General features: G+C 61.1%; 21 protein-coding genes and 1 pseudogene. 7 read left to right on the top strand and 15 right to left on the bottom strand.

Going from position 1 to position 22465, the window contains the following annotated elements:
* Positions 1 to 2 precede the first annotated feature (2 nt).
* Positions 3 to 296 (bottom strand): gamma-butyrobetaine hydroxylase-like domain-containing protein, encoded by a 294-nt coding sequence (locus ACVWZM_RS21795; RefSeq protein ID WP_456854694.1) that lies wholly within the window; start codon positions 294 to 296, stop codon positions 3 to 5.
* Positions 297 to 1196: 900 nt separating this feature from the next.
* Between ACVWZM_RS21795 and ACVWZM_RS21790 the strand changes: the two genes are divergently transcribed.
* Both ACVWZM_RS21790 and ACVWZM_RS21785 read left to right on the top strand, forming a co-directional pair.
* Positions 1197 to 2930, top strand: coding sequence for a GMC family oxidoreductase (locus ACVWZM_RS21790; protein WP_456854693.1), 1734 nt, complete (start codon positions 1197 to 1199; stop codon positions 2928 to 2930).
* A gap of 11 nt (positions 2931 to 2941) precedes the next feature.
* Positions 2942 to 3163: a hypothetical protein gene (locus ACVWZM_RS21785; protein ID WP_407166108.1), complete on the top strand. Its 222-nt coding sequence runs from the start codon at positions 2942 to 2944 to the stop codon at positions 3161 to 3163.
* Here ACVWZM_RS21785 and ACVWZM_RS21780 read toward each other — a convergent pair.
* The gene (locus ACVWZM_RS21780; RefSeq protein ID WP_456854691.1) at positions 3123 to 4028 is read right to left on the bottom strand and encodes a LysR family transcriptional regulator; all 906 of its coding nucleotides are present in this window, start codon (positions 4026 to 4028) and stop codon (positions 3123 to 3125) included. The two genes, ACVWZM_RS21785 and ACVWZM_RS21780, sit on opposite strands and share 41 nt — an antisense overlap.
* Positions 4029 to 4764: 736 nt before the next feature.
* Here ACVWZM_RS21780 and ACVWZM_RS21775 point away from each other — a divergent pair.
* A complete protein-coding gene (locus ACVWZM_RS21775) occupies positions 4765 to 5091 on the top strand; it encodes an ATP-binding cassette domain-containing protein (RefSeq protein ID WP_456856734.1) in 327 nt (108 codons plus the stop codon).
* A gap of 319 nt (positions 5092 to 5410) precedes the next feature.
* The gene (locus tag ACVWZM_RS21770; protein ID WP_456856732.1) at positions 5411 to 6328 is read left to right on the top strand and encodes a LysR substrate-binding domain-containing protein; all 918 of its coding nucleotides are present in this window, start codon (positions 5411 to 5413) and stop codon (positions 6326 to 6328) included.
* Here the strand turns inward: ACVWZM_RS21770 and ACVWZM_RS21765 are convergent.
* Positions 6292 to 6534, bottom strand: a complete 243-nt coding sequence (locus tag ACVWZM_RS21765) for a DUF2274 domain-containing protein (protein WP_456856731.1) — start codon at positions 6532 to 6534, stop codon at positions 6292 to 6294. The genes ACVWZM_RS21770 and ACVWZM_RS21765 overlap by 37 nt on opposite strands.
* The gene (locus tag ACVWZM_RS21760) at positions 6521 to 6712 is read right to left on the bottom strand and encodes a hypothetical protein (RefSeq protein WP_456854689.1); all 192 of its coding nucleotides are present in this window, start codon (positions 6710 to 6712) and stop codon (positions 6521 to 6523) included. The genes ACVWZM_RS21765 and ACVWZM_RS21760 overlap by 14 nt, the downstream gene beginning before the upstream one ends.
* 753 nt (positions 6713 to 7465) lie before the next feature.
* Between ACVWZM_RS21760 and ACVWZM_RS21755 the strand changes: the two genes are divergently transcribed.
* Positions 7466 to 7801, top strand: coding sequence for a type 2 periplasmic-binding domain-containing protein (locus tag ACVWZM_RS21755; RefSeq protein WP_407166112.1), 336 nt, complete (start codon positions 7466 to 7468; stop codon positions 7799 to 7801).
* Here the strand turns inward: ACVWZM_RS21755 and ACVWZM_RS21750 are convergent.
* The 11 genes and pseudogenes from ACVWZM_RS21750 to trbB all read right to left on the bottom strand — a co-directional run bounded on the left by ACVWZM_RS21750 (position 7765) and on the right by trbB (position 17428).
* Entirely contained in the window at positions 7765 to 8022 is a 258-nt protein-coding gene (locus ACVWZM_RS21750; protein ID WP_407166113.1) for a DUF2274 domain-containing protein, read from the bottom strand. The genes ACVWZM_RS21755 and ACVWZM_RS21750 overlap by 37 nt on opposite strands.
* Entirely contained in the window at positions 8019 to 9227 is a 1209-nt protein-coding gene (locus ACVWZM_RS21745) for a TrbI/VirB10 family protein (RefSeq protein ID WP_456854687.1), read from the bottom strand. Before ACVWZM_RS21745 ends, ACVWZM_RS21750 begins: the two co-directional genes overlap by 4 nt.
* Positions 9218 to 10297 (bottom strand): P-type conjugative transfer protein TrbG, encoded by a 1080-nt coding sequence (trbG, locus tag ACVWZM_RS21740; RefSeq protein WP_456854685.1) that lies wholly within the window; start codon positions 10295 to 10297, stop codon positions 9218 to 9220. The genes ACVWZM_RS21745 and trbG overlap by 10 nt, the downstream gene beginning before the upstream one ends.
* Entirely contained in the window at positions 10294 to 10983 is a 690-nt protein-coding gene (trbF, locus tag ACVWZM_RS21735; RefSeq protein WP_456854683.1) for a conjugal transfer protein TrbF, read from the bottom strand. The genes trbG and trbF overlap by 4 nt, the downstream gene beginning before the upstream one ends.
* 3 nt (positions 10984 to 10986) lie before the next feature.
* Positions 10987 to 12336, bottom strand: a complete 1350-nt coding sequence (gene trbL, locus ACVWZM_RS21730; RefSeq protein ID WP_456854681.1) for a P-type conjugative transfer protein TrbL — start codon at positions 12334 to 12336, stop codon at positions 10987 to 10989.
* Between the two features lie 11 nt (positions 12337 to 12347).
* A complete protein-coding gene (gene trbK-alt / locus ACVWZM_RS21725; protein ID WP_456854679.1) occupies positions 12348 to 12653 on the bottom strand; it encodes a putative entry exclusion protein TrbK-alt in 306 nt (101 codons plus the stop codon).
* 12 nt (positions 12654 to 12665) lie between these two features.
* Positions 12666 to 13421: a P-type conjugative transfer protein TrbJ gene (gene trbJ, locus ACVWZM_RS21720; RefSeq protein ID WP_456854677.1), complete on the bottom strand. Its 756-nt coding sequence runs from the start codon at positions 13419 to 13421 to the stop codon at positions 12666 to 12668.
* Positions 13418 to 15856, bottom strand: a complete 2439-nt coding sequence (trbE, locus tag ACVWZM_RS21715; RefSeq protein ID WP_456854675.1) for a conjugal transfer protein TrbE — start codon at positions 15854 to 15856, stop codon at positions 13418 to 13420. Before trbE ends, trbJ begins: the two co-directional genes overlap by 4 nt.
* Positions 15857 to 15863: 7 nt before the next feature.
* Positions 15864 to 16140: pseudogene (locus ACVWZM_RS21710) on the bottom strand (VirB3 family type IV secretion system protein).
* On the bottom strand, positions 16140 to 16481 hold the full coding sequence (locus ACVWZM_RS21705) for a TrbC/VirB2 family protein (RefSeq protein WP_456854674.1): 342 nt from the start codon (positions 16479 to 16481) through the stop codon (positions 16140 to 16142). The pseudogene ACVWZM_RS21710 and the gene ACVWZM_RS21705 overlap by 1 nt, the downstream one beginning before the upstream one ends.
* A complete protein-coding gene (gene trbB, locus ACVWZM_RS21700; protein WP_456854672.1) occupies positions 16478 to 17428 on the bottom strand; it encodes a P-type conjugative transfer ATPase TrbB in 951 nt (316 codons plus the stop codon). Before trbB ends, ACVWZM_RS21705 begins: the two co-directional genes overlap by 4 nt.
* Before the next feature lie 374 nt (positions 17429 to 17802).
* Here trbB and ACVWZM_RS21695 point away from each other — a divergent pair, with 374 nt between their 5' ends.
* Together ACVWZM_RS21695 and ACVWZM_RS21690 are read left to right on the top strand one after the other, a co-directional pair.
* The gene (locus ACVWZM_RS21695; RefSeq protein WP_456854671.1) at positions 17803 to 18753 is read left to right on the top strand and encodes an aminotransferase; all 951 of its coding nucleotides are present in this window, start codon (positions 17803 to 17805) and stop codon (positions 18751 to 18753) included.
* A 377-nt stretch (positions 18754 to 19130) separates the two neighbouring features.
* Positions 19131 to 22397 carry a DEAD/DEAH box helicase gene (locus ACVWZM_RS21690; protein WP_456854670.1) on the top strand — a complete coding sequence of 1089 codons (3267 nt, stop codon included), beginning with the start codon at positions 19131 to 19133 and terminating at the stop codon, positions 22395 to 22397.
* Positions 22398 to 22465: the final 68 nt, after the last annotated feature.

The raw sequence follows: 22465 nt of genomic DNA, 5'->3' as shown, positions 1-22465 counted from the left end.
CCTCAGGCTGGCTGCCGTTCTGCGAGCTCACGCAGATAGGACCAAGGATAGATGCCTCGGTTGTGCCCATCAGAGAATGACAGCCGCAATGCGTAATTCCCGATCGGCTCGATGGCCGCGACATGGAGTTGCGGGGAAATCATGAGCTCGATGCCGTCAACCTGGCGGCGGATTTCGCTGGCCGCACGGCTGGCGCGGCGCAGCGTTTCCGCACTGAGCAGGCGCGTGCCGCAATCCGGCCAGGTCAACGCCAGCGCCGTGGAATCTTGACGTAGTTCGACTTCGACTGGTTGCACATTTGCCTCGCACGATCCTCGCGACGGCTTTTACGCCGATCCAGGCGGCCCGCGCCCGCAATAAATTGCTTTCGTGTTGCGTAAGCCGGAAGCGATCGGCTCGCACTGCTCGCGCAAAACGACTTTATGCCCACGGGGACCGACAGGGGCGCAGCGCGCAAATCACAGAATTCGACCGCATCGATGCAGCAGCAGCGTGCGGCTTTCGGCTCTGAAAATGATGCCCCGCCCGAAAACGCGCGCCGGGCACACCGCCGAGGTACGAGCTTGCATAACCGACTTAGGTCGCGCTCAACGTCCTTTCGCGGTCCGCGGAACCGGCGGCCGTCCTCAGTTCGATTCTCATGGCGGCATCCGCTGCCATGGCCTTGCCTGAGGCCTGCGAGGCACTTGTACTGCAGTCCGCATCTTCGTTCTGCTGTCTCAGCCTCCCTGCTCGGACGACGCCGACCAGTGGTGTCCATAAGGCCCGGTTTTTGGATGCAAGCATCTTCGGCGGCCATCCGCCGATCAATCCCACCCCAAGGAAGTTTCCCCATAGGCTTCCCCTATGACCGACCCAAAAGTCCCTATTTGTCAGTACGGGCACCGCGCGTTACTCGTTAGCGGTTTTGCGGAGACCAGAGCCGATGCTCGACGAAGAGCTTCAGCACGAGATGGTGGCGCGGCGTCGGAGGATGCCTGGGCGACCACTGGCACGCCACAGGCCGCCAAGAGCTCGATCAACACGCTCCACGAACTTTCAATAGAGATCCTTCCAGTTGTGCCTCTTGGCAAGTCCTTTTCACCGATCGCTTCAAGAAGAGCCTCGAGGGCTTCCTCAATACGCCGATGCCGGTGTTCTGGAACGTCGAGAAATGATTGCGACGAAGGCCGACCGATCGTTCGTGCGGTAAGACCATGGCACAAACCGGTCCCGTTTACGATTATCTGATCATTGGCGGCGGCTCCGCCGGTGCCGTCGTCGCGTCGCGGCTGAGCGAGGTCCACGGCCTTCGCACTCTCCTCATCGAGGCTGGATCCAGCTTCGATGAGGAGACACTTCCTCCACACGTTAGGTCACCCTACCCGGCCCGCGCGTACTTCGACAAACATCTCACCTGGGAAGGTTTGACGGTTAGGCTTACGGAAAAGGCTCGGCGCTCGAACCGGCCAAAAACTCCCTATGAACAGGCTCGAGGCTTGGGTGGCGGTTCGCTGATCAACGGCATCGGATCGAACCGCGGATCACCGGACGACTACAATCAATGGCGGGACGCCGGCGCCAGCGGATGGGGCTGGGACGACGTCCTGCCCTATTTTCGTAAACTCGAAACGGAGGCGATATATTCAAGCGATGGTGCCCTGCATGGGACCGACGGACCCTGGCCCATCACTCATATCGATCCGGCAAGCTTCACTGGCTTTACCCGCGCGATCCACGATGCTCTGTCATCGTTTGGATATCAGAGGAGACAAGATCAGAACGGCATCTGGCAGGACGGCATCTACCCGACCGCCGTCAACCTTGATAGCTCCGGCTATCGCGCAACGACCGCAACGACCTATCTGCGCGACGAAGTGAGACAAAGGCCGCAGCTTGAGATCCGCTGCAATACGGTTGCGACGCGACTCATCGCTTCGGATGGCGCGGTGACCGGAGCGGAATTTATGGATGAAGGCGGAAACCTTCAGATCGTACGCGCTCACGAGACGATCCTCTGTGCCGGTGCGCTCCAAACGCCGACACTCCTCTTGCGTTCAGGGATTGGTCCAGGGGCAGATCTGGTCAATCTTGGCTTTACAGTCACGGTCGATCGGCCCGGCGTCGGTCGAAACCTGATGGAACATCCCTCAGTCGGTGTTACGGCGCTCCTCTCTCCGGAAGCGCGTCTGCCGGCCGGCGAGAATTACCACATTCAAAGCCTGCTTCGATGGACGTCCGCTCTCGACGGCACTCCCGCCGGCGACATGCACACCGGCATCGTCGCCCGCGCAGGCTGGCATGCTGTCGGCGGTCAGCTTGCCAACCTGTTCTCATGGGTCAACAAGTCGTATTCCACGGGCCACGTGCGGCTGCGGTCCGCCGACCGCCGAACGCCGGCTCAGATTGAGTTTAAGATGCTTTCGGACGTCCGAGATCTACGCCGTCTGGCCGACGCATTTCGGCTGTCCGCCAGAGCTGTGACGCACCCAAGGCTTGCGAACGTCGTCTGGGCTGCCGTGCCCTCAACTTTCTCGGCACGAATAAAGAAGCTGTTAGCTCCCAGTCTGCGAAATCGCATGATCACCGATTTTGCAGCGCCTTTGATCGATCGAAGCGATCTTGTTCGTCGACAGCTGGCGCGCATCATCCAAGGGGATACGCCATCACTGGCTCAGCTCTTGAATGATGATCACGCGCTGGACGAATTCCTCACGCATAACGTTGGCGGTGTCTGGCATCCCTGCGGAACCGCTCGAATGGGATCACCTGACGACCGAATGGCGGTGACCGCTTCCGATGGCCGCGTATACGGCGTCAATGGACTAATCGTTTGTGACGCGTCGCTGATGCCGACGATCCCCTGCGCCAATATCAACGTACCGGTCCTGATGATGGCAGAGAAGATCGCCGACAGTCTCAAGGCTTCATACAAGAGGAGACTGATCTGATCGCTCAAATCGTGCGTCGACTGGTTTCAGCTGCTCCCGTTCCCGCTCTCGTTGGATTCATCGTCTTTTCGATCTTCTATGTGGTGCCAGGTGATCCTGCGGTTGTCATTGCCGGCGATCGCGCGAGCTCTGAGGATAAACGCCCCGCCAACCGCCTCGATCTTGGTGTGTACCTACCACTCGACAATGCTCCTATGGCATTTCGCGGGAAGACACCTGGGCAAGTTCTGTGAATTTCGAGGCCAGCAAGGACAATGTCGGAGTAAGATTTCTTCCTTTCTTGACGAGGAGCTGTAGGGGGATGAGAGGCGCGCCACGCAGCCCAACAGAAACGATCTCCGGAAAAAACACTTGAAGATCACAGAATGGATCGACGATCGCAACTCCCTCACCCGATCTCACCAGATGCCAAGCCTGCGCAATTTGCTCGACTTCGATTGCCGGGTTGAATGGAAAGCCATGCTCCCCAAAAAAGGTATCGATTCGCTTGCGGAGTTGAAGATACGGAAAGTAGCCGACAAAGCGCTCCTTTCGCAAATCTCTCACAGATACGGACTTTCTTTGGGCGAGTGGATGTGACTTCGGGCAAATGAAGCGCGCTGCTGCCGTTGTTAGGGTGATGATCTCCACGTTTGAATAGCTTTCTGCAAGAAAGCTAATGGCAGCATCAATCGATCCAGAACTCACTTTATTCGCGCTCTCCACCCTGCGCTCCACCACAATTTGCAACTTCAGCTTGGGCTCGAGCGAATGGAGAAACGAGATTATTTTCGGCGCGAGCGATAGCGATAATGAATAGGTGCATCCCAAAATAAGAGTCACATCGCGATCTGATCGAAGCGATTCGATGACCCGATTGACTTTCGTAACCTGATGAAACACCGCATCGATATCGTCTATGAGACGCGATGCATTTGGCGTCGGTCTCAATCGACCTTTATCGCGCACGAAAAATTGCAGACCACAACGAGCCTCGGCATTGCGAATGATTTCGCTGATTGACGGCTGCGAGATATTCAGCGCCTTCGCCGCTCCCGTAATCGAGCCTTCTCTCATGACAGCACGGAAAATCTCCATCTGCCGGAGATTCATGACCATCGACTTGCAATCCTGGAATTGACCGGGCCCGTGTTCACCTATGTTGTCTCAAGCGAAGGGCGAAAACAGGATTTCAGGTGAATTCAAGGAAGCCAGGATCCGGATCCTCCTGGCCCGGGGACCGCAACCAAAACAGAATCTGCAGTCACGCTCCGTTTATCGATGGTCTAAGAATGGCAGGGTTTTCTTTAGGACGAGTTTTGTCGAAGTAACATATCGAAACCTGGCCCGGCCTTAAAAATGTATTCTCTTTGCTGGACGGCCTTCATCGCAACCCTCTTCGCGAAATCGTCGAGAGGAGTTGTCATACGCGTGATCGCTGCCCCAAAAGTTCCGCAGCCGATGTTGGGTCACTAGCTCGCTATTGTGGGAGCAATACGCAACTCTTGAGGGCTAACAGTTTGCGGCGTGAGGGCGTGCTTAGCAGATCAGTCCCAACGCCGAGAAGTCTCCCATAGGTTTCTCCTATGACCGACTCAAAAGTCCCTATTTGTCAGTCGGAGCACCGCTCGTTACTCGTTCTTAACAGTCTTATAGAGACCAGGTGCATGGCGGAAGGCGCTTATAACCTGCATGATATCGGCGTGGCGCGTCTTCTCGCCGATCGCCTAATGGTAATGCAGTGCGGGTGGATGATGGAGGAGGAGGCTCACTGACCATGTGTTCGACGATCCCCATTACTCCTAAACGCAACTACTCGTCTCATCCGTGATGCAGGTCTAAGAAAAGGCCCTTGATGATGACTATCCTCGTCAGCGTTCGCAGCCTCTCAGAGAGGCTCACGCTCCATACCCAAGACGGCGCAGTAATCGACGTGCTCGACGACGTCTCACTTAACGTGCGATCAGGCGAAGGCGTCTGTCTGCAGGGCCCCTCTGGGATCGGCAAGTCGACGTTGCTGCGTTCGCTGTATGCCACTTACAAACCGCGAGCAGGCAGGATCCTGGTCGATCATGACGGCAGCATGGTCGATCTGCTCGGCGTCGGGCCATGGAAAGCGACAGCCAATTCTTGCACGTCAGTCTACGAGTGTCGACGTTGGATGCGGAACTCGCGATTGTGAACAGAATTCCCAGAGAGCCGGCGCGCGCTTCCGCCTGCGCATCTCGCGGCAGGCGGCAGGAGTCCTCAACATTCGCTAAGCCAATCTTACCCGGCCTCTCCGGGTCGCCGAACAGCAACTCAGCGCGGAGGTGTCATTGGACACCAAAGGATAGCACGCATTCGACCGATAGCGCCTTTCGGCATCCAATCGCAGCCTCGAGGATCGTGCCTCGAGCCTCGCGGCTGAATTGAAGAACGTACTGGAGCAACGCACGAAAACGGAGTACCCCATTCAAGAGGAAATTTTGTCACCGGCAACTCGCCACAGTGCTTCGACTGTGCCTGTGGAGTTTCGTGACCTACGCTGGGCGATCGCCGCGTCCCAGCACCGAAGCCTACGCCAAGCGGCTGGGACGCTCCGAATCAAGCAGCCGACTCTTAGTCGCCGGCTGCGGGATCTCGAATACAAATTGGGCGTCACTCTGTTCGAGCGGACAAACGGCGGCACGCGACCGACCATCGAGGGACAGGAATTCCTCGATGCTGCCCGGCGCATCGTGGATGAAACGGAAGCGATCGCTGCTCGCCTCAAAACCCACTCGCGCGGCGAGAGCGGCCGATTGACCATCGGCGTCCACGCCTCATTCTCGGCCGGCAATCTCCGGGCGACTCTCCTCGACCACCGGCGCCGCTTCCCCGATGTCGACAGGCAACTGGTCGACGGATCGAGAGACTATCTAATGTCCGACCTCGCCAGTTCCGCGATAGACGTCGCCTTCGTGGCCGAACCCACTCCAAGATGGAGCGACAGGTCGCTGTTGCTCTGGAGCGAACGTGTTGTCGTTGCTCTCCCCCAGACCCATCCGCTGACGGCGCGTGATGTGATTCACTGGAGCGAACTTAGGGAGGAAGCGCTTCTGTCGTCACAGCACGGCCCGGCACCGGAACTGCTAAAGCTTCTCATCAGCAAGATGGGAGGTTCCGAACCGTGTCGGCTGCTCTACCATGATGTGGCGCTCGACCGGCTTCTCACCTTGGTCGGCGCGGATTGGGGTGTCCTGCTGACATTGGAAGGCGCGACCGGCGCTGCGTATCAGGGAGTGACCTTCCGCGAGGTGCATGATGCCGAGGGTCCAACGCGGCTGAGCTTCCGCGCTTATTGGCGGCAGGACAACTGCAACCCATCGCTGCGTCCGTTCCTCGACATGCTTCGCGAACGCTATCCGGATCTTTCCGCTACCCCAGGGACAGGCTGAGGAGCATTCCGCCGTGCCTTCGCAAAGGCCCGATCCGTCGCCATGAAACGCTCGATCATCGGCGCGAGCAATTTGGCGGGCTCGATCGGACTCGTCGCGCCTCCGGTACGCTTCAGAATCTCGGCGTAGGCTTTGAGATCCTTGAGGACCGCCGCCGGTGTTCTGCAATCCGCGTCCCGTCGACGGCGGCGATCACCGAGCGGCATATCGCGCCAGTATTTGGTCATTGATGCTAACCGTCGAAAACGGAAATTCAGGAAACGCCTTTGTAACTGCCGCCGCCAGCGCCGCTATGCCAATTCCGGCCGGAAGACGTGCGACAACCGCCTCGATCGATGCAGGATCGGGCAGTTGCACTGGGATATTCTCTGGGGCTTCGGCCATGCCTTGATCCTACCATTATGGTCTGTCGAGTGTTGCCGGCTTTCCTGGAACGGCCCCTCTATTCGTTGGTCGGAACTCAAGCACGGGAGTGTTGGCACCGGCTTTTGTCAATGTCGATCGAGCGGCAGCCGAACGGCCTGAAGCTGATCAATACTGACGCGCTGTGATCGCCGAACTTCCCTATGCCCCGCCATTTCTCCGGCTTTCCTCGAGGAGCGCAGATTGTTTGTTGGATTTAATCGCGAAGGGGCATCTCTTTGCATAAATCAGGATTGAGTTATCCCTATACCGACAATGTCGGCGAGACACTCCGAGTTTGGGAGGAACGTCGCCAAGGACGTACACATTCGAGGCAAACTCGTGCTCCAGATGGAGGGCCGAGCAGATCTCGAGCCCATTTATGGGCGGGTGTGGCTCTGTAACCAGTAGCGTTACATCCAGATATATCGACCGGAGGCGAGGAATGCGCAACAGCTCGCATAGTTCTCACCGTCATCCAGTAAGGTGCTGCGCGATTTGCGGCGGAAAGTTCGGGCTAATCCGTCATTACTACTGGCGAACGGCTCTTTGCTCAAAGAAATGCGTAGACCGCTTCAAGGCGCGTCAAGAGGCCTACCACAAATGGCTTCGCTGGTTGTCTCGGCCCGTGATTGCTCCACGAGATGGAGCGAACGTCTGGTCGTCGCTCTTCCCGAGAACCACCCCGCTGACAGGACGTGATGTGGTTCACTGGGGCCAACTGAAGGGCTTTTGTTGTCAGAGCACGGCCCGGGACCGGAATTCCACAAGCTACTCATCAGCAAAATGGGAAGTTCCGACTCGTGCCCGCTGCTTCGCCATGATGTGGCGCTAGACCGGCTTCTCACCTTGGTTGAAGCGGGTTGGGGCGTCCTGCTGGCATTGGAAGGCGCGACGGGCGCTGCCTATCCGGGTGTCACCTTCCACGAGGTGCATGATGCTGAGGGGCCCGCGCGGCTGAGCTTCCGCGCCTATTGGCGCCACAGCAACTGCAATCCATCGCTGCGTCCATTCCTCGACCTGCTTCGCGAGCGCTATCCGGATCTTTCCACTGACCCAGGTGCGGGCTGAGCAGCATTTCGGCGTGCCTTCGCGAAGGCCCGGTCGGTCGCCATGAAACGTTCAATCATCGGCGCGATCAATTTGGCAGGCTCGGCCGGCGTCGTCGCGCCTCCGCTGCGCGTGAGAATCTCGGCGTAGCTTTTGAGATCCCTGAAGACGGTCGCCGGCAGCTCGATCGTGAGCTTGACCGGTTTGTCGTCTTCGAGTGGTCCAAGCTTGAGCTTTGTCACGGTCTTCCTCCCTTCGCGTAGGGTGCCAGCACCAAGTCGCGCGTGACGATCACCCGGACTGGGAAACCTGGCCGGATGGTCAGCGTCGGCTGGATATTGAGCTGGCGCTGCACGATCTGCTGGCCGGTCTGGCTGATACTGTTGGACGCACCGCTGCGGATCGCTTGAACAAGGTTGTTCTCATTCTGGCTCGTACCCGCCTCGGCTCCGACGCTGAGCATGGTCGAGAGAACGGCGGCCTTGAACAGCATGCCCCAATGGTTGTCGACCTCGTCCTCGAGCCCAGCATAACCACCGCTGTCGGCGCCGGGCTGGCGCTCCAAGACGATCGAGTTGCCATCCGGCATGATGATCCGGGTCCAGACCAGGAGGATTCTGCTCTGGCCGAACGCGACGGAGCTGTCATACTGGCCGATTAGCTTCGCACCCTGGGGGATCAGAAGATATTTGCCGGACGGGCTATCGTAGACCGCCTCCGTGATCTGGGCGGTGACTTGGCCGGGCAGATCGGAGCGAATGCCGGTGATGAGCGCAGCGGGGATCACCGTACCCGCCTGCACAACATAGGGCGAGACCTTGGCCTCGAGCCGGTCCGGACTTACCGTGCGCTTGTCCGTCGACGCATTGAGGAAGGCCGATTTGCGGTCCTGCATGTTCTGGGCCGATCCAGCGTCGACGGGTGGTGTCGCGGCCGGCAGCGTCGCTGCTCCGGTCGCCGAATTCGGGATGATTTGGCTGACGCTCTGCGGTTGCTGAACGGTCTGGGCAAAGAGCCGGCTGACGCGCGCCGCTTCGATCTCCTGCGCTCTGTGCTGGGTCTCCGGATCAGGCGTCGTTGTGGAGACGATGGTGTTCGGTGCAGCTCCAGCATTAAGGATCGGCTTGCCGAGATCGCCGGGCAGCGGTGGTCCGAGCGGCGGCGCCTGCCGCGGCAGACCAGTATAATCCTTCGGCAAGGCGGCGAGGCCCTCGGCCGAGGGGCTATTCTGGGTGCTGAGCAACTCTTGGCCGGCTTGCTGCTTGTTGCGGGTTTGCAGGGCGTAGCCTAGCGCTCCGGCGACCGCGAGGGCAGACACCGCGCCGAGGCCGATCAGGATCTTGCGCGAAAGGCGTGTGACAGGTGGCCGCTCGCCTCGGAGCCGAAAATCCGGCGGCGCGACGGGTGGGATGTCGCTTTGACGTTCGTCTTCGCGGCCTACCGCCATGAGCGCGGCCTCCCGTCGGTGCGGACAATGCGCACGCGCCGCTCGCTGTCCTTGTCGCCAAGACGCAATTCGGCGGCTGCGAACAGGCGATCGACCATGTAGTAGTTGCGGTTCACGCGGTAGTTTACCAGCTCGGAGCCGCCGGCTGGTCCAATGACGAACAGCGGCGGCATTTCGCCCTGGACGATCCCGCTGGGGAATTCGATGTAGACCTTATTCCCGTCATCGAACGCGCGCAGAGGACGCCAGGCCGGATCATCGCCCTCGATCGCGTAGCGGAAGTTGATCGAGGCAAGATCGACGCCGGCCGCGATTGGCGCTGCGGCCTCAGCCGTTGCGTTCTGCTGTCGAAGCGCGATGAGTTGGTCCTCCGGATACTGCCAGGAGACCGAGGCCATATAGGTCTTCTCCGTCGAGCGCAGCTCGAGGAGATAAGTCCGCCGGTCGGTGTTGATGACGAGATTGGTAACGAGTTCCGGCCGCGTCGGTTTGACCAGGATGTGGATCTTCTTGGTCGCGCCCGCGCCGCTCTCGGTATCGCCAATGATCCAGCGTACGGTATCGCCGGCGGCGACCGGTCCGGAGCCTGTGAGTTGCTCGCCCTCCTGGAGGGCGACATCGGTGATCTGGCCGGGTGCCGTATAGACCTGGTAGAGGGCTCCACCCGAGAACGGATAGACTTGGACCGCGTTGATGAAGCCGTTACGGACCGGCTGCACCCGTGCCGCGGCATTGGCCTGTTTGACGCGCATCTTCGGATCAGTGGCTTCCGGGACGCGTTTGCCGGCGGCGAGCGGTTTCAGCTGCCCGGGCAGCGGCAGCGGCTTGGGCAATTCCACGATCTTGACGGGCGGCGGCGGATCGGCAGTGAGCGTTGCCGGCTCAGCGCTGTCGTAGTTGATGTCGGGCGGGATGAAATTGTGCGCGCAGCCGCCGAGTGTCGAGACAGACATCAGCAACGCCGCAAGTGCGGATTTACGGAAGCACGTATCGCTGTCTTTGCGGTTTTGGCGAGCGATGGAGAGATGCGAAGCCGGACCGCCGGCGATTGAGGAAAACGGCGGGGTCATTGTCCCAGCTCCTTCGACCAGTTGATGGCGTTGACGTAGATGCCGAGCGGATTCTTGCGGAGCCGATCGGCGTCGGTGGGCGGCTGAATGGCGATGGTGAGGATGGCGGTCCAACGGGTGGTGCCGGCGAGCGCTCCGTCCTGATAGCGGTGCTCGACCCAGGCCACGCGAAAACTGTCGGGCGAAGCGCGGATGACGCTGGAGACGTCGATTGCGACCTGCTGCTTTCCGAGACTGGCGAAGGGGTCATTGGTGCGGGCGTAATCGTTCAGCGCCATTGCACCCGCCGTGGTCGTAAAATCGTACGCCTTCAGCCAGTTCTGCCGCACGATGATCGGATCAGCCGGAAGCGAACGCACCATCGCGACGAAGTGGGCGAGATACCAGGCGATCTGCGGGTCGCTCGGCCGGTAGTCGGCGACAGCCGGCGCCACTGCCTGTGCCTCGCCGAGCTTGTCGACCTGCACCACCCAGGGAACGACTGTGCCGTGCGTGGATTGCCAGACGAGCCCGCCGGCGAGGCCGCAAGCAAGTAACAGCGAACCGAAGGCCATCAGCCGCCAGTTCTTCGCCTGCACGCGGGCGGAGCCGATGCGGTCGTCCCAAACCTGCGCGGCACGCTGGTATGGGGTTTCGGGTTCGGGCGTGCGGCCGTAGCGGACCGACGATCGCCGAAAGACTGACATTGATTATTCTCCCCCTGATAGCTCTACGGAGTGGCCGCCACCATGGCTGTCACCGGATTTGAGGGCTTGCGCGGCGGTCTGCGCGCCGTGAATGACTGCCTGATTGCGCTTGATGCGCTGCGCCCAGGCGGGCGGACTGCCCTCGCCCGCTGCCTGAGAGGAGGCTCCCTCCCCGCGCTCAATGGTCCCCATCGTCGAGGAGCCACCGGTATTTGCGACTCCGGACCGGGCGCCCGAGGCGAAATTCTCAGTCATTGCCCCGGCTGCTTGTGCAGCAGCACGTCTGACGGGAGCGGCCGCTGCACCGGCAGCCGCGCGACCGGCGCCGCCGACACCTGACGCAACGCCGCCCGCACCGGATTGACCGGCTGATGCGAGGCTGTAGGCGGAGGACATACCGCCCGCCATCGTCGCACCACCACGCGCGGCCGCGGCAGTGCCGGAGGCTGCTGCCATTGCTCCCCGCCCCGCGAGCCCAAGCGCCGCGCCCCCCGCCATCGCTGTGCCGGCGACAGCGAGACCCGTGCCGACCACCGCGCCCGCGCCAAGCTGCGGCGCTCCTGAGACGAGACCAGTAGCGATGCCGGGCCCGAAGATACCGAGGCCGAGCATGGCGAGCGCTGCGAGCACGACAGAGAGCGCCTGCTCGATCGTTGGCTGACCACCGCCATAGGCAGTGGTGAACTGGGAGAACAGCCCTGTGCCGATGCCGACGATCACAGCGAGCACCATCACCTTCACGCCGGAGGCGACGACATTGCCGAGCACCTTCTCCGCGAGGAAGGCGGTCTTGTTGAAGAGTGCGAACGGAATCAGGATGAAGCCGGCAAGCGTCGTCAGTTTGAACTCGATCAGCGTGACGAACAGCTGCACCGCCAGGATGAAGAAGGCGATCAGCACCAACAGCCAGGATACCATCAGCACCGCGATCTGAACGAAATTCGCAAAGAAGCTGGTGAAGCCCATCATCTGGCTTGCTGCGTCTAGCAGCGGCTGCCCGGCATCCAAGCCGACCTGCGCGAGCCGGCCGGGCCGCAGGAAGTCCGCCGTCGAGATCGACGAGCCGCCGGCCTTCAGGCCAAGACCGGCGAAGCTATTGAAGATGACGCCGGAGAGATTGTTGAAGTTCGTGATGATGAAGGCGAAGAATCCGATATACAGGGTCTTCTTCACCAGCCGCTGTAGAATGTCTTCGTCTGCGCCCCACGCCCAGAATACACCTGCCAAGGTGATATCGATGACGATCAAGGTCGAGGCGAGATAGGTCACCTCGCCTTTGATCAGGCCGAATCCTGAATCGATATAGGTGGTGAAGGTGTTGAGAAAGGTGTCGATGACACCGACATTGTTCATCGCTGGCCTCCCTACTTCACGTTGGTCGTCGACGGAGTGGCCGGCGCGGCCTGCGGCAGAAGTGGCCGCGCCGGCCTGCCGAAGAAGCGCGCGCGGTTCTCCTCCCAGACCGCCTGGCAGTGCGGATCTTCGGCATCCTGGGGTCCAAGCGCGCGGCAGCGGCGCAGCTCGGCCGAGAGATCGTCGGGAGCGGAGACAGAGGGAGCGTCGGATAGGGGCCGCTCCGCTGGACGCCGATGGATGGCGTGCAGCGCGGCGAGGAAAATCACAAACACGATGATCATCGCGACGGCGCGTAAGATGTCCGAGCGCTCCATAGTCCCACGCCCCTAGTTGCCGCTGAACATGGTGACGTTGCCCGGCTGATAGCCGCCGCGCGTCGCGAAGATCTTGTATTGCTGGGCGCCTTGCGACTCCGTCGCCGTCACGCGCGCCTGCTCCAGCGCGTCCGCTCGTCCCTTCGCGGCGAGAACTGCGACGAGGTCAGACAACTGCTGGGATTGCAGCGCGAGGAGCTGGTTGCCGGCTTGAGCTGCCTGCAGCGCGCCACTCGCGGACTGGCTGGCTGTGACCAGCGACGTCATCGCGCTGGAGTTGGTCGAGATATTGCCGACGACGCCCGCCTGGACCTTCAGCGAGTCCTCGAAAGCACCTACCGAGTTCTGCCAACGATTTTGAGCGGCGGCAAACATCGTGGCCTTGGAGCCCGTGCCCGCCGCCGTGCCATACGTGCTGGAATAGGCGGTCTGGATACCCTGAACGTTGAAGGCGATGTTCTGCTCCTGACTCAGTAGTGATTGGGTCCGTGCAATTGTCGACTGGAGCTGAGCCAGCGTCGACATTGGCAGGCTCGCGAGGTTCTTTCCCTGGTTCACCAGGCTCTGGGCCTGATTGGTCAGCATCTGGATCTGATTATTGATCTGCTGCAGCTCGCGCGCCGCAGTCAGCACGTTCTGGCTGAAGTTGCTGGGGTCGTAGACGATTACCTGCGCAGACGCCCGCGCCGTCAAAAGCGGCAAGATCGACAATGTGAACGACAGAGCGCTCGCGGCCACTAGGCCACGCCGTATCTTGCGAACGCTCATGATTGCACCTCCAGGTTTGTCAGGTCAGGAATGAGATCGGCGGCCCACAGGAGCTCGTGATCGGCGAGCCAGGCCGGTGTAAAATTCTCGCGGCCGTGCTCGGCCAGCAGCCGCTCGATCGCGGCATGGTCAGCTTTTGAAGATGCCGCGCAGAAGGCGAGCGCGATCGGCCCGAGACCGAGCTCGAACAGCCGGTTGCCGCGTCGCGATTGGCAGTAGTAATCCCGCTTCGGCGTTGCGCGCGCGATGATCTCGATCTGGCGATCGTTCAGACCGAAGCGCCGGTAGATTGCTGTGAGCTGCGGCTCGATGGCGCGCTCGTTCGGCAAGAAGATTCGAGTCGGGCAGCTCTCGACGATCGCGGGTGCGATGTTGCTGCCGTCGATGTCGGAGAGCGACTGCGTGGCGAACACGACGGAGGCATTCTTCTTCCGCAAGGTCTTCAGCCATTCGCGAAGCTGCTGGGCAAAGGCCGGATCGTCGAGCACGAGCCAGCCCTCGTCGATGATGAGGAGCGTCGGCCGGCCATCGAGCCGTTGCTCGATGCGATGAAAGAGGTAGGTGAGGACGGCGGGTGCCGCACCGGCCCCGATCAGGCCCTCGGTCTCGAAAGCCTGGACCGACGCCAAGCCAAGCTGCTCGACCTCAGCGTCGAGCAGCCGGCCCGAGGGGCCACCGACGCAGTAGGGTTGCAGCGCCTGCTTGAGCGCGGTCGATTGCAGCAGAACGGTTAGGCCGGTAATCGTCCGCTCCTCGACCGGTGAGGACGCCAGTGAGGTCAAGGCCGACCAGACATGCTCCTTCGCAGTCGGGTCGATGGTGACGCCTTCCTTGGCAAGGATCGCGGTCACCCATTCGGCGGCCCAGGCGCGCTCCGCGGCATCGCCGATGCGCGCGAGCGGCTGAAGCGAGACGGAGTCGTCGGCACTGTTCGACAGGCTGCCACCGAGGTCATGCCAGTCGCCGCCCATGGCCAACGCCACGGTACGGATCGAACCGCCGAAATCGAAGGCAAAGATCTGGCTTTTGCGGTAGCGGCGGAATTGGATCGCCATCAGCGCCAGCAGCACGGACTTTCCGGCGCCGGTCGGGCCGACGATCAGAGTGTGTCCGACGTCGCCGACGTGCAGCGAGAAACGGAATGGCGTCGAACCCTCGGTCTTGCCAAAGAACAGCGGGGTGCTACGGAAATGCTCGTCGCGCGCCGGCCCTGCCCAGACCGCCGACAGCGGAATCATGTGGGCCAAGTTCAATGTGGAGAGCGGCGGCTGGCGGACGTTGGCGTAGGCGTGGCCCGGCAGCGAGCCAAGCCAGGCTTCGAGCGCATTCACTCCCTCCGGCATGCAGGTGAAGTCGCGTCCCTGGATCACCTTCTCGACGAGGCGAAGTTTTTCGGCAGCGCGGCCGGGGTCCTCGTCCCAGACGGTGACGGTCGCGGTAACGTAGGCTTGGCCGACGTCATCGGTGCCGAGTTCCTGCAAGGCGAGATCGGCGTCGGTGGCCTTGTTGGCTGCATCGCTATCGACCAGCGTCGAGGCCTCGTTCGTCATCACCTCCTTGACGATGGCCGCGATCGACTTTCGTTTGGCGAACCACTGCCGGCGAATCCTGGTCAGCAGTTTCACAGCCTCGGTCTTGTCGAGGAGAATTGCGCGTGTCGACCAGCGGTAGGGGAAAGCAAGTCGGTTCAGCTCGTCGAGGATTCCGGGATGGGTCGCCGTCGGAAAGCCAACCACGGTGAGTGTGCGAAGGTGATGACTGCCAAGGCGCGGCTCGAGCCCGCCGGCGAGCGGCTCGTCCGCGAGCAGCGCATCGAGATGCATCGGCGTCTCCGGGACGCGGACGCGCTGTTGCCGCGTCGAGATGGTCGAGTGCAGGTAAGTGAGCGTGTCGCCGTCGTCGAGCCACGCCACCTCGGGCATGAACCCTTCGACCAGTTGCAGGACGCGGTTGGTCCGATCGACGAAGCCGCGCAGCAGCTCGTGAGGATCAACGCCGCTCTGCGCGCGGCCTTCATAGAGCCAGCCCTCGATCCGCGAGGCGTCCTCTGCCGGCGGAAGCCAGACGAACGTGAGGAAATACCGGCTCTCGAAATGCGCCCCCGCCTCCTCGAAAGCATCCCGCCGCTCCAGATCGACCAGCGCTGATGCGGCATCGGGAAAGGCGCTATAGGGATAGGTCTGGGCCGCACTACGCTGGGCTTCGACGAAGATCGCCCAGCCCGAGCCGAGACGCCGCAATGCGTTGTTAAGGCGGGCCGTCACCCCGATCAGTTCCGCAGGCGTGGCGCTGTCGAGATCCGGACCACGGAAGCGCGCCGTCCGCTGGAACGATCCGTCCTTGTTGAGGACCACACCGCGTTCGACCAACGCGGCCCAGGGCAGGAAGTCGGGAAGGCTGGCGGGGCGATTGCGATACTCGGCGAGGTTCAGCATGGAAGCCTCATGTGGCGAGGAAGGGCGGATAGCGGAGGTGACGACGAACGACGTCCACGAACTGCGGGTCGCGCTTGGCAGCCCAGACGGCCGCGATGTGGCCCACGGCCCAGATCAGTGCGCCGGGAATCCAGAGCCGCAGTCCGAGCGCGATGGCGGCCGCCAACGTGCCGTTTGGCGATTGCGACAGCCCGCGGTGCGCCGCCCATCAGGATGGGCTCGGTGAGCGCGCGATGCACCGGCGCGAAGAAACCCGGCACCTCTGGATCGACAAGCGCAGCCATTAGACCAGCGCTCCACCCGAGAAGCTGAAGAACGTCAGGAAGAAGCTCGAGGCGGCGAAGGCGATCGACAGACCAAAGACGATCTGGATCAGCCGGCGGAAGCCGCCGGCCGTATCGCCGAACGCAAGCGTCAGGCCGGTCACGGTGATAATGATGACCGATATGATCTTGGCGACCGGACCTTGAACTGACTCCAGGATCTGGTTGAGCGGCGTCTCCCAGGGCATTGAGGAGCCGGAGGCATAGGCCGCGGGCGAGAAGGCAACCGAGGTCAAAGCAATGGTCGCCACGTCGGTGAAGCGACGTCGAACACGACAGATCGCGGAAGCAAACTGGATCATGTTGGGTCTCCGGGAGGTGAAGTTGCGCCGCCCGCCTCGGCGGACTGGACACGGTAATCGCCGGTGGCGGGATCGAGTCCGGCGATGAGAGCAAGTTCAGCAAGGCGGCGTTCGCTGCCGCGGCCGCGCAGCACAGCGACGACATCAATCGTCTCGGCGATCAGCGCCTTGGGAACAGTGAGGACCGCTTCCTGGATGAGCTGTTCAAGGCGGCGGAGCGCGCCCAGCGCAGTCCCAGCGTGAATTGTTCCGATCCCGCCAGGGTGGCCGGTCCCCCAAGCTTTGAGGAGTTCTAATGCTTCGCTGCCACGCACCTCGCCGACCGGGATGCGGTCGGGGCGCAAACGCAGTGAGGACCGGACCAGGTCGGACAGGGACGCGACGCCGTCCTTGGTGCGCAGCGCCACCAGATTCGGCGCGCGGCACTGCAGCTCGCGCGTGTCCTCGATCAGCACCACGCGATCGGTAGTGCCGGCGATTTCGGCCAGCAGTGCGTTGGTGAGGGTGGTCTTGCCGGTCGAGGTGCCGCCAGCGACCAGGATGTTCTTGCGCGACGCAACGGCGTCCCGAAGCGCCGCCGCTTGATCGGCGGTCATCGTACCGGCGGCGACGTAGTCATCGAGCGTGAACACCGCGACGGCGGGCTTGCGGATCGCAAAGGCCGGCGCCGCAACGACGGGCGGGAGAAGTCCCTCGAACCTCTCTCCCGTCTCGGGAAGCTCGGCCGAGACCCGAGGCCTCTCGGCATGCACCTCAGCACCGACATGGTGCGCGACCAGACGCACGATCCGCTCGCCATCGGCGGCGGACATCGTGCATCCGCTATCCTCAAGCCCGCCTGACAGCCTGTCGATCCAGAGCCGGCCATCGGGGTTGAGCATCACCTCGACGATCGAGGGGTCTTCGAGGAACGTCGCGATCGCTGGGCCAAGCGCGGTGCGCAGCATGCGTGCGCCGCGCGAAAAGGCTTCCGAATGGATTGAAGTGCCCGCCACGATCGTCCCCCGTCGAACGCCGATTGCAGCAAGCGGTCGGCGACGGGGATGGATAGAAAAGGCAGGAAATGGGTTAGTTCAACAAGTATTCAGTCGTCGTAGGGCACAGGCGTAGAGCAGCGAAAAAATACTTGCTGCAGCGAAGGCTATATCCTAACCGAGGACACGGGGCAGGGTGCCATTTGATCGCTCTTTCAGAATTGCAATCGGCCGTCACCTGCCGCCGGATTTTGGCCGTTGGGACCACGAAAGGCCTATTCTTACCAACGGATAAGAAGGTATATTCCTTGTAATCGACAATCTTTGGTTGAGGAATTTTATCAACGATGCATACCTGTCCGCCCCCGAGCGAGGCGCTCGACGATTGGCTCGAATCATATGACAGCGTGCGGGGGCGTTACGGCCACCTTCTCCTCGAGCAAAAGTCCGACACCGACAACGAGCTGATCGCTCGGCTGAGACCGTACTTCGAGTCGGCCCACCTGGACGCGCGGGAATACTTCCACGCTCAAATCGGCATCGACCTTCACCCAGACGCTGGCGCTCCTGGCGACGAGGCATGTTATCCGCACTGCCTCCCCCCGAAAGCGCTTCGCGGCCTTTTCGGCGAGGTCATGGCCGGGATGCTTACTGAAGCCTTTCGGGATTCATTTGTCGGCGGTCACCGTTGGCGGGTGCCGATCTTTCTGTTTCGGTATCACGCTGATGTTGAAGCCTATTTATTTTCACTCGCTCGAGACGGACGGCGGCGACGCGAAGTGTTTGGCCGATTCGGCAGCGACTTTATTGGAGTGGCTCTAGATGATGCCGGTCGAGTATCGAGGTTTATTGCGGGAGAGGCAAAATGGCGCCGCCAGCTGATCGATAGTGTCTTCAGTGAGCTGATGCTGGGTGAGTTAATCACAGACCCGAACACTGGAGAACGCACGCGATCGGGTAAAGGCATCTGGTTTGAAATAAATCGAGACACTCCGGTGCCGCATGGCTTGCGCCAACTGCAGAGGCTTTTGGAACAGCGAGATCCGGATGGGTATGCGGCGGCGATTTTGTCACTCGACCAAGCCCTGATTCTCGATCACCCACGAGCACTGCCACGCACCAACCTCATCCTGCTCGCTGGTAACGGCGCGCGACGGAGAGAGGAAGGAGACGTGCTGATCGAATGGGAGGAACTACCAAACGAATACACCGCTCCTCATGACCTCCAGGTCGTTGAGCTCATCCTGGAGGATGGTGAATTGCTCATCGACGGTCTGTATTCTTCGCTCTGGACATAGGCTGAGCTATGCCGCCATTTGATCCTGAACGGCTTGACTTGGCCAACGACCTCCGCCGCCAACTAGCCGTGGAGAATGAACTCTCGCGCGCGCAAGCGAGGGCGTATGTACGCTGCCTGCAGGCAACATGGCGGGTGCCTACGATTCAATGGACAGAGCAGGAAACTGCCAGTCAGCTGCGAGACGCGAGGCGTCTCCTTCATGCAGCACATATATTTCTGCAAGTCGAAGGGCCAGCATCGCCCGGCGCCATTGCCTGCTATCGCCGTACGGGGGAAATCCTTGAGTGGCTGACGCGAGCGGCGGATAGTATCCGTGCTATTGTTCCGATCGAAATACTTGCCGCGGCCGCCTACCAACTTGGCGGACTCCCAGCGATGGCATCAGGTCTTTTGGGGCAGGTCGATACCAACCACGATGGCGTCGCTCTATACGCGGCCTTCTTGCGCGCTGACTTTGACAGCGTCCTCGAACGAACGGGAACGTTTTGGGCGTCGCATCGCGACCTAACCAGTCCAGACGCCTCGGCAAGGTTGGCCAGGCCCGACCTCGATGCGTTCGACGATGATGACCGGGTCGCTTGGCTCTTCACCGTCGAGCTTGTGCGGTGTCTTGGACTTTTGGCCGACAGTCTACGACGCGGAGACGATGAGCGCATCGCCCGGGCGATGGATAAACTCAGGGCCCTCGATGGAATGGCCACTCGCGTGTTCAGCGATGACGCCTCACTCCTTGTGGGGCTGCTGAAGCAAGTGGCGGATGGCTTCAGAAACGCGAGCATCTATCGCCCACTTAACGCGCTAGCGAACCTCAATCCCGACCGACGCACGAAGCTCATGGCCTACGCTCGGGGACAGTTCAGCCGGGGGCGCGGAATTCTCTGGACCTCGCAATTGCATGGGCTAGAGCGACTGTTGAGAGACAGCTCCTTCGCTCTTTGCACGCCAACCGGATCTGGCAAAACGCTCGTTGCGAATATGGCATTGGTGAAAGAGCTGCTCTTACGAGGACACGATGGTATTGCGCCCCTCGCAATGTATCTCGTGCCGTCGCGTGCCCTGGCTGGCGAAGTGGAGGCCAAACTTCGCGTTGAGCTCGGCGATGAAATGATCGTCACCGGGCTCTATGGAGGCGCAGACTGGGGCATCACGGACTATTGGCTGAGCGGAGAACAACCGACCGTGCTCATCGTCACGGTCGAAAAGGCGGATACGCTGATGCGCTATCTTGGTCCCCTTTTGCTCGCCCGCTTACGACTCGTGATCATTGACGAAGCGCACCAAGTTGTTCCGGAGGGCGGGGAGAACACCAGGATCAGCTTTTCGGAGCACAGCAATCGTTCGCTCCGGCTGGAGAGCTTCATATCGCGCGTTCTCGCAAAGCGGCCAGACGTCGTGCGAATTGCGCTGACTGCAGTGGCGGGAGGCGCCTCCTTGCCCGTAGCACGTTGGATCGAAGGGAGATCAGACGCTGAAGCCGTTGGAGTGCGGTATCGAAGCACACGACAGGTTATCGGCATTTTGGAAACCAGACCGAACCGCCCGTGTCGCATTCTTCTCGATATCATGAACGGGCGACCGCTCTATTTGCGTGGCGAGGAGCAGCCCGTGTATCTTCGGCTTCAAATCGCGCAAATGCCGCAATTGCCGGCGGGCATGCGTAACAGCCTCAATCGCTTCAACAGTCTAACCGTTTTTTGGGCGGCTCTCCACCTGGTGGAGGAAGATCAACGGATTCTTATCTCGGTAGCGCAGGAACCAGAGCAGACGATGCGCTGGTTCAAGGAAGCTCTCGAGTTGCCCACGTGGTCGGCAGCGCCTGGCTTCACGATGCCCGATGGGGAATTGCGCGCGCGGTACGACGAAGCACGAGCTGCTTGTGTCGACTATTGCGGCGTCGATTCCTTTGAGCTTGCGCTCCTGGACCGAGGAATTGCGACGAGCCACGGACAAATGCCGCAAAGGCTTCGACGCCTGATGACTGAAATGATCGAGCGGAAGATTTGCCCGATAACGGTGGCAACTGCGACTCTGACAGAGGGAGTGAATCTCCCGTTCGACCTCATTTTTCTCACATCGCTGAAGCGGCGCTCTTGGGACGCAGAGAACGAGCAACAGGTAGTTACGCCGCTTTCCACCGCCGAGTTCCGCAATCTCGCGGGCCGGGCTGGACGGCCCGGCGCCGCCCGCGGGATCGAAGGTATGACGCTGGTGGCGATTCCAACCACGATCTCCACGACCGCAAGCAGCTTCGCGGATGTTCAGCGCAGGCAGCGCCGTGATCTCGTGGCAGATTATGAGCAACTTCGAACAACGCTGCTTCTCGAGGAGCGCGATGCCGATGCGGTCGAGAGCCCCTTGGCCATGTTACTGGCCGCAATTCGCGATCGTGCAATCACTGTTCTTGGGCTGCGGCCTATTCAATTTCTGGACTGGCTCGATCAGGTCCTTCCACCGAACATCAGTCCGGATGCGGGTCAGGGAGCGACGGGGCCGCGCGCTCGCCTTGCAGACAGTCTCGACGAACTTGACGGGGTGCTGTTGGCGTCGCTCGAAGAAGTCGCGCGTGCAGACGAAATGGAGATGACCGGAGCGGAGGCCGAGGCTCACCTCGTTCAACTATGGCAACGAACCTTTACCGCGGTTGCCGCAGTCCAGGAAGAATGGATGGAGCAGGCATTTATACGACGTGGCCGCGCGGTGGTGGAGACAATCTATCCAAATGTGGACGAACGTCGACGCCTCTATCAGTATGGCTTCTCGCCCGTCGTTGGCCGTCGCTTCGAAATTATTGCTCCGCAAATCCGAGATTTGATGGCGGCGGCCCAAAGCTATGGCGTTGATAGCCCCGATACCAGGCTGCGCGTATTCGAACAAATCGCGGATCTTCTAGCCAGCGATCGCGGGTTCGGTTTTCGCGTCCGCGCGACAGTCGGTGACCAGGCGCTTCTTGCAAATTGGCGAGGCGTGTTGGCGTGGTGGATGCAAGGCCCCGGGGCCGATGGACCAGATGCGGATCAGCTTCGGAGTTGGCAGCGTTTTGTCGCCGACAACCTCGAATTCAGATTGGGCATCGCCATGGGAGCGGTCGTTGCGCAAGCTTGGTCGGCTGGCGCGGCCGATCCCCTTGCCGTGCCTTCGCTAGCGGATTGGCGTGTAACCACGGGTCTCCCGTGGTTCGGTTTTTGGGCTCGCGAACTTCTGCGATGGGGTACCCATGATCCATTAGTCGCCTATGCGCTGGCACAGGGGTTAGCTCACACGCGAGAGCGCGCGGCCGAACGTCGCGTAGAGTTCGAGACTTGGTTGCACGCAAACCACGTCGATATCGAGCCCGACGACTACATCGATCCGCAGCTTTTTCTCGAATGGCAGAGTAGCCTGCCTAGGCGCGAGCGAGCCTCCACAACGTTTGCTCCGGCGCCGGTCGAATTAACCGGCACCAACGGCACCAGACATCGATACAATGTGATACCAGTTCCGAACGGCGCGCACGTCAGTTGGCTTGATGCGGCTGGCTTTGAGCTCGCAAGGTCGAAGGACTTCGCGGGCGCCTATGACAACGGTTCCGTTCGAAACGATTACGAGCTTCGCGCTACGCGGGGCGGTGCCGCTGTGAACAGAATTTTTCAGGCAGGCGGCTAATACCGCGCTCAGACGAATGGGCGCAGTGAGGTTGACGTCCGTTGCGCGTCCCTAGTTGCGCTCGCATC

The sequence above is a fragment of the Bradyrhizobium sp. USDA 4501 genome (assembly GCF_054062115.1).
This window is presented reverse-complemented; position numbering and strand designations above follow the sequence as displayed.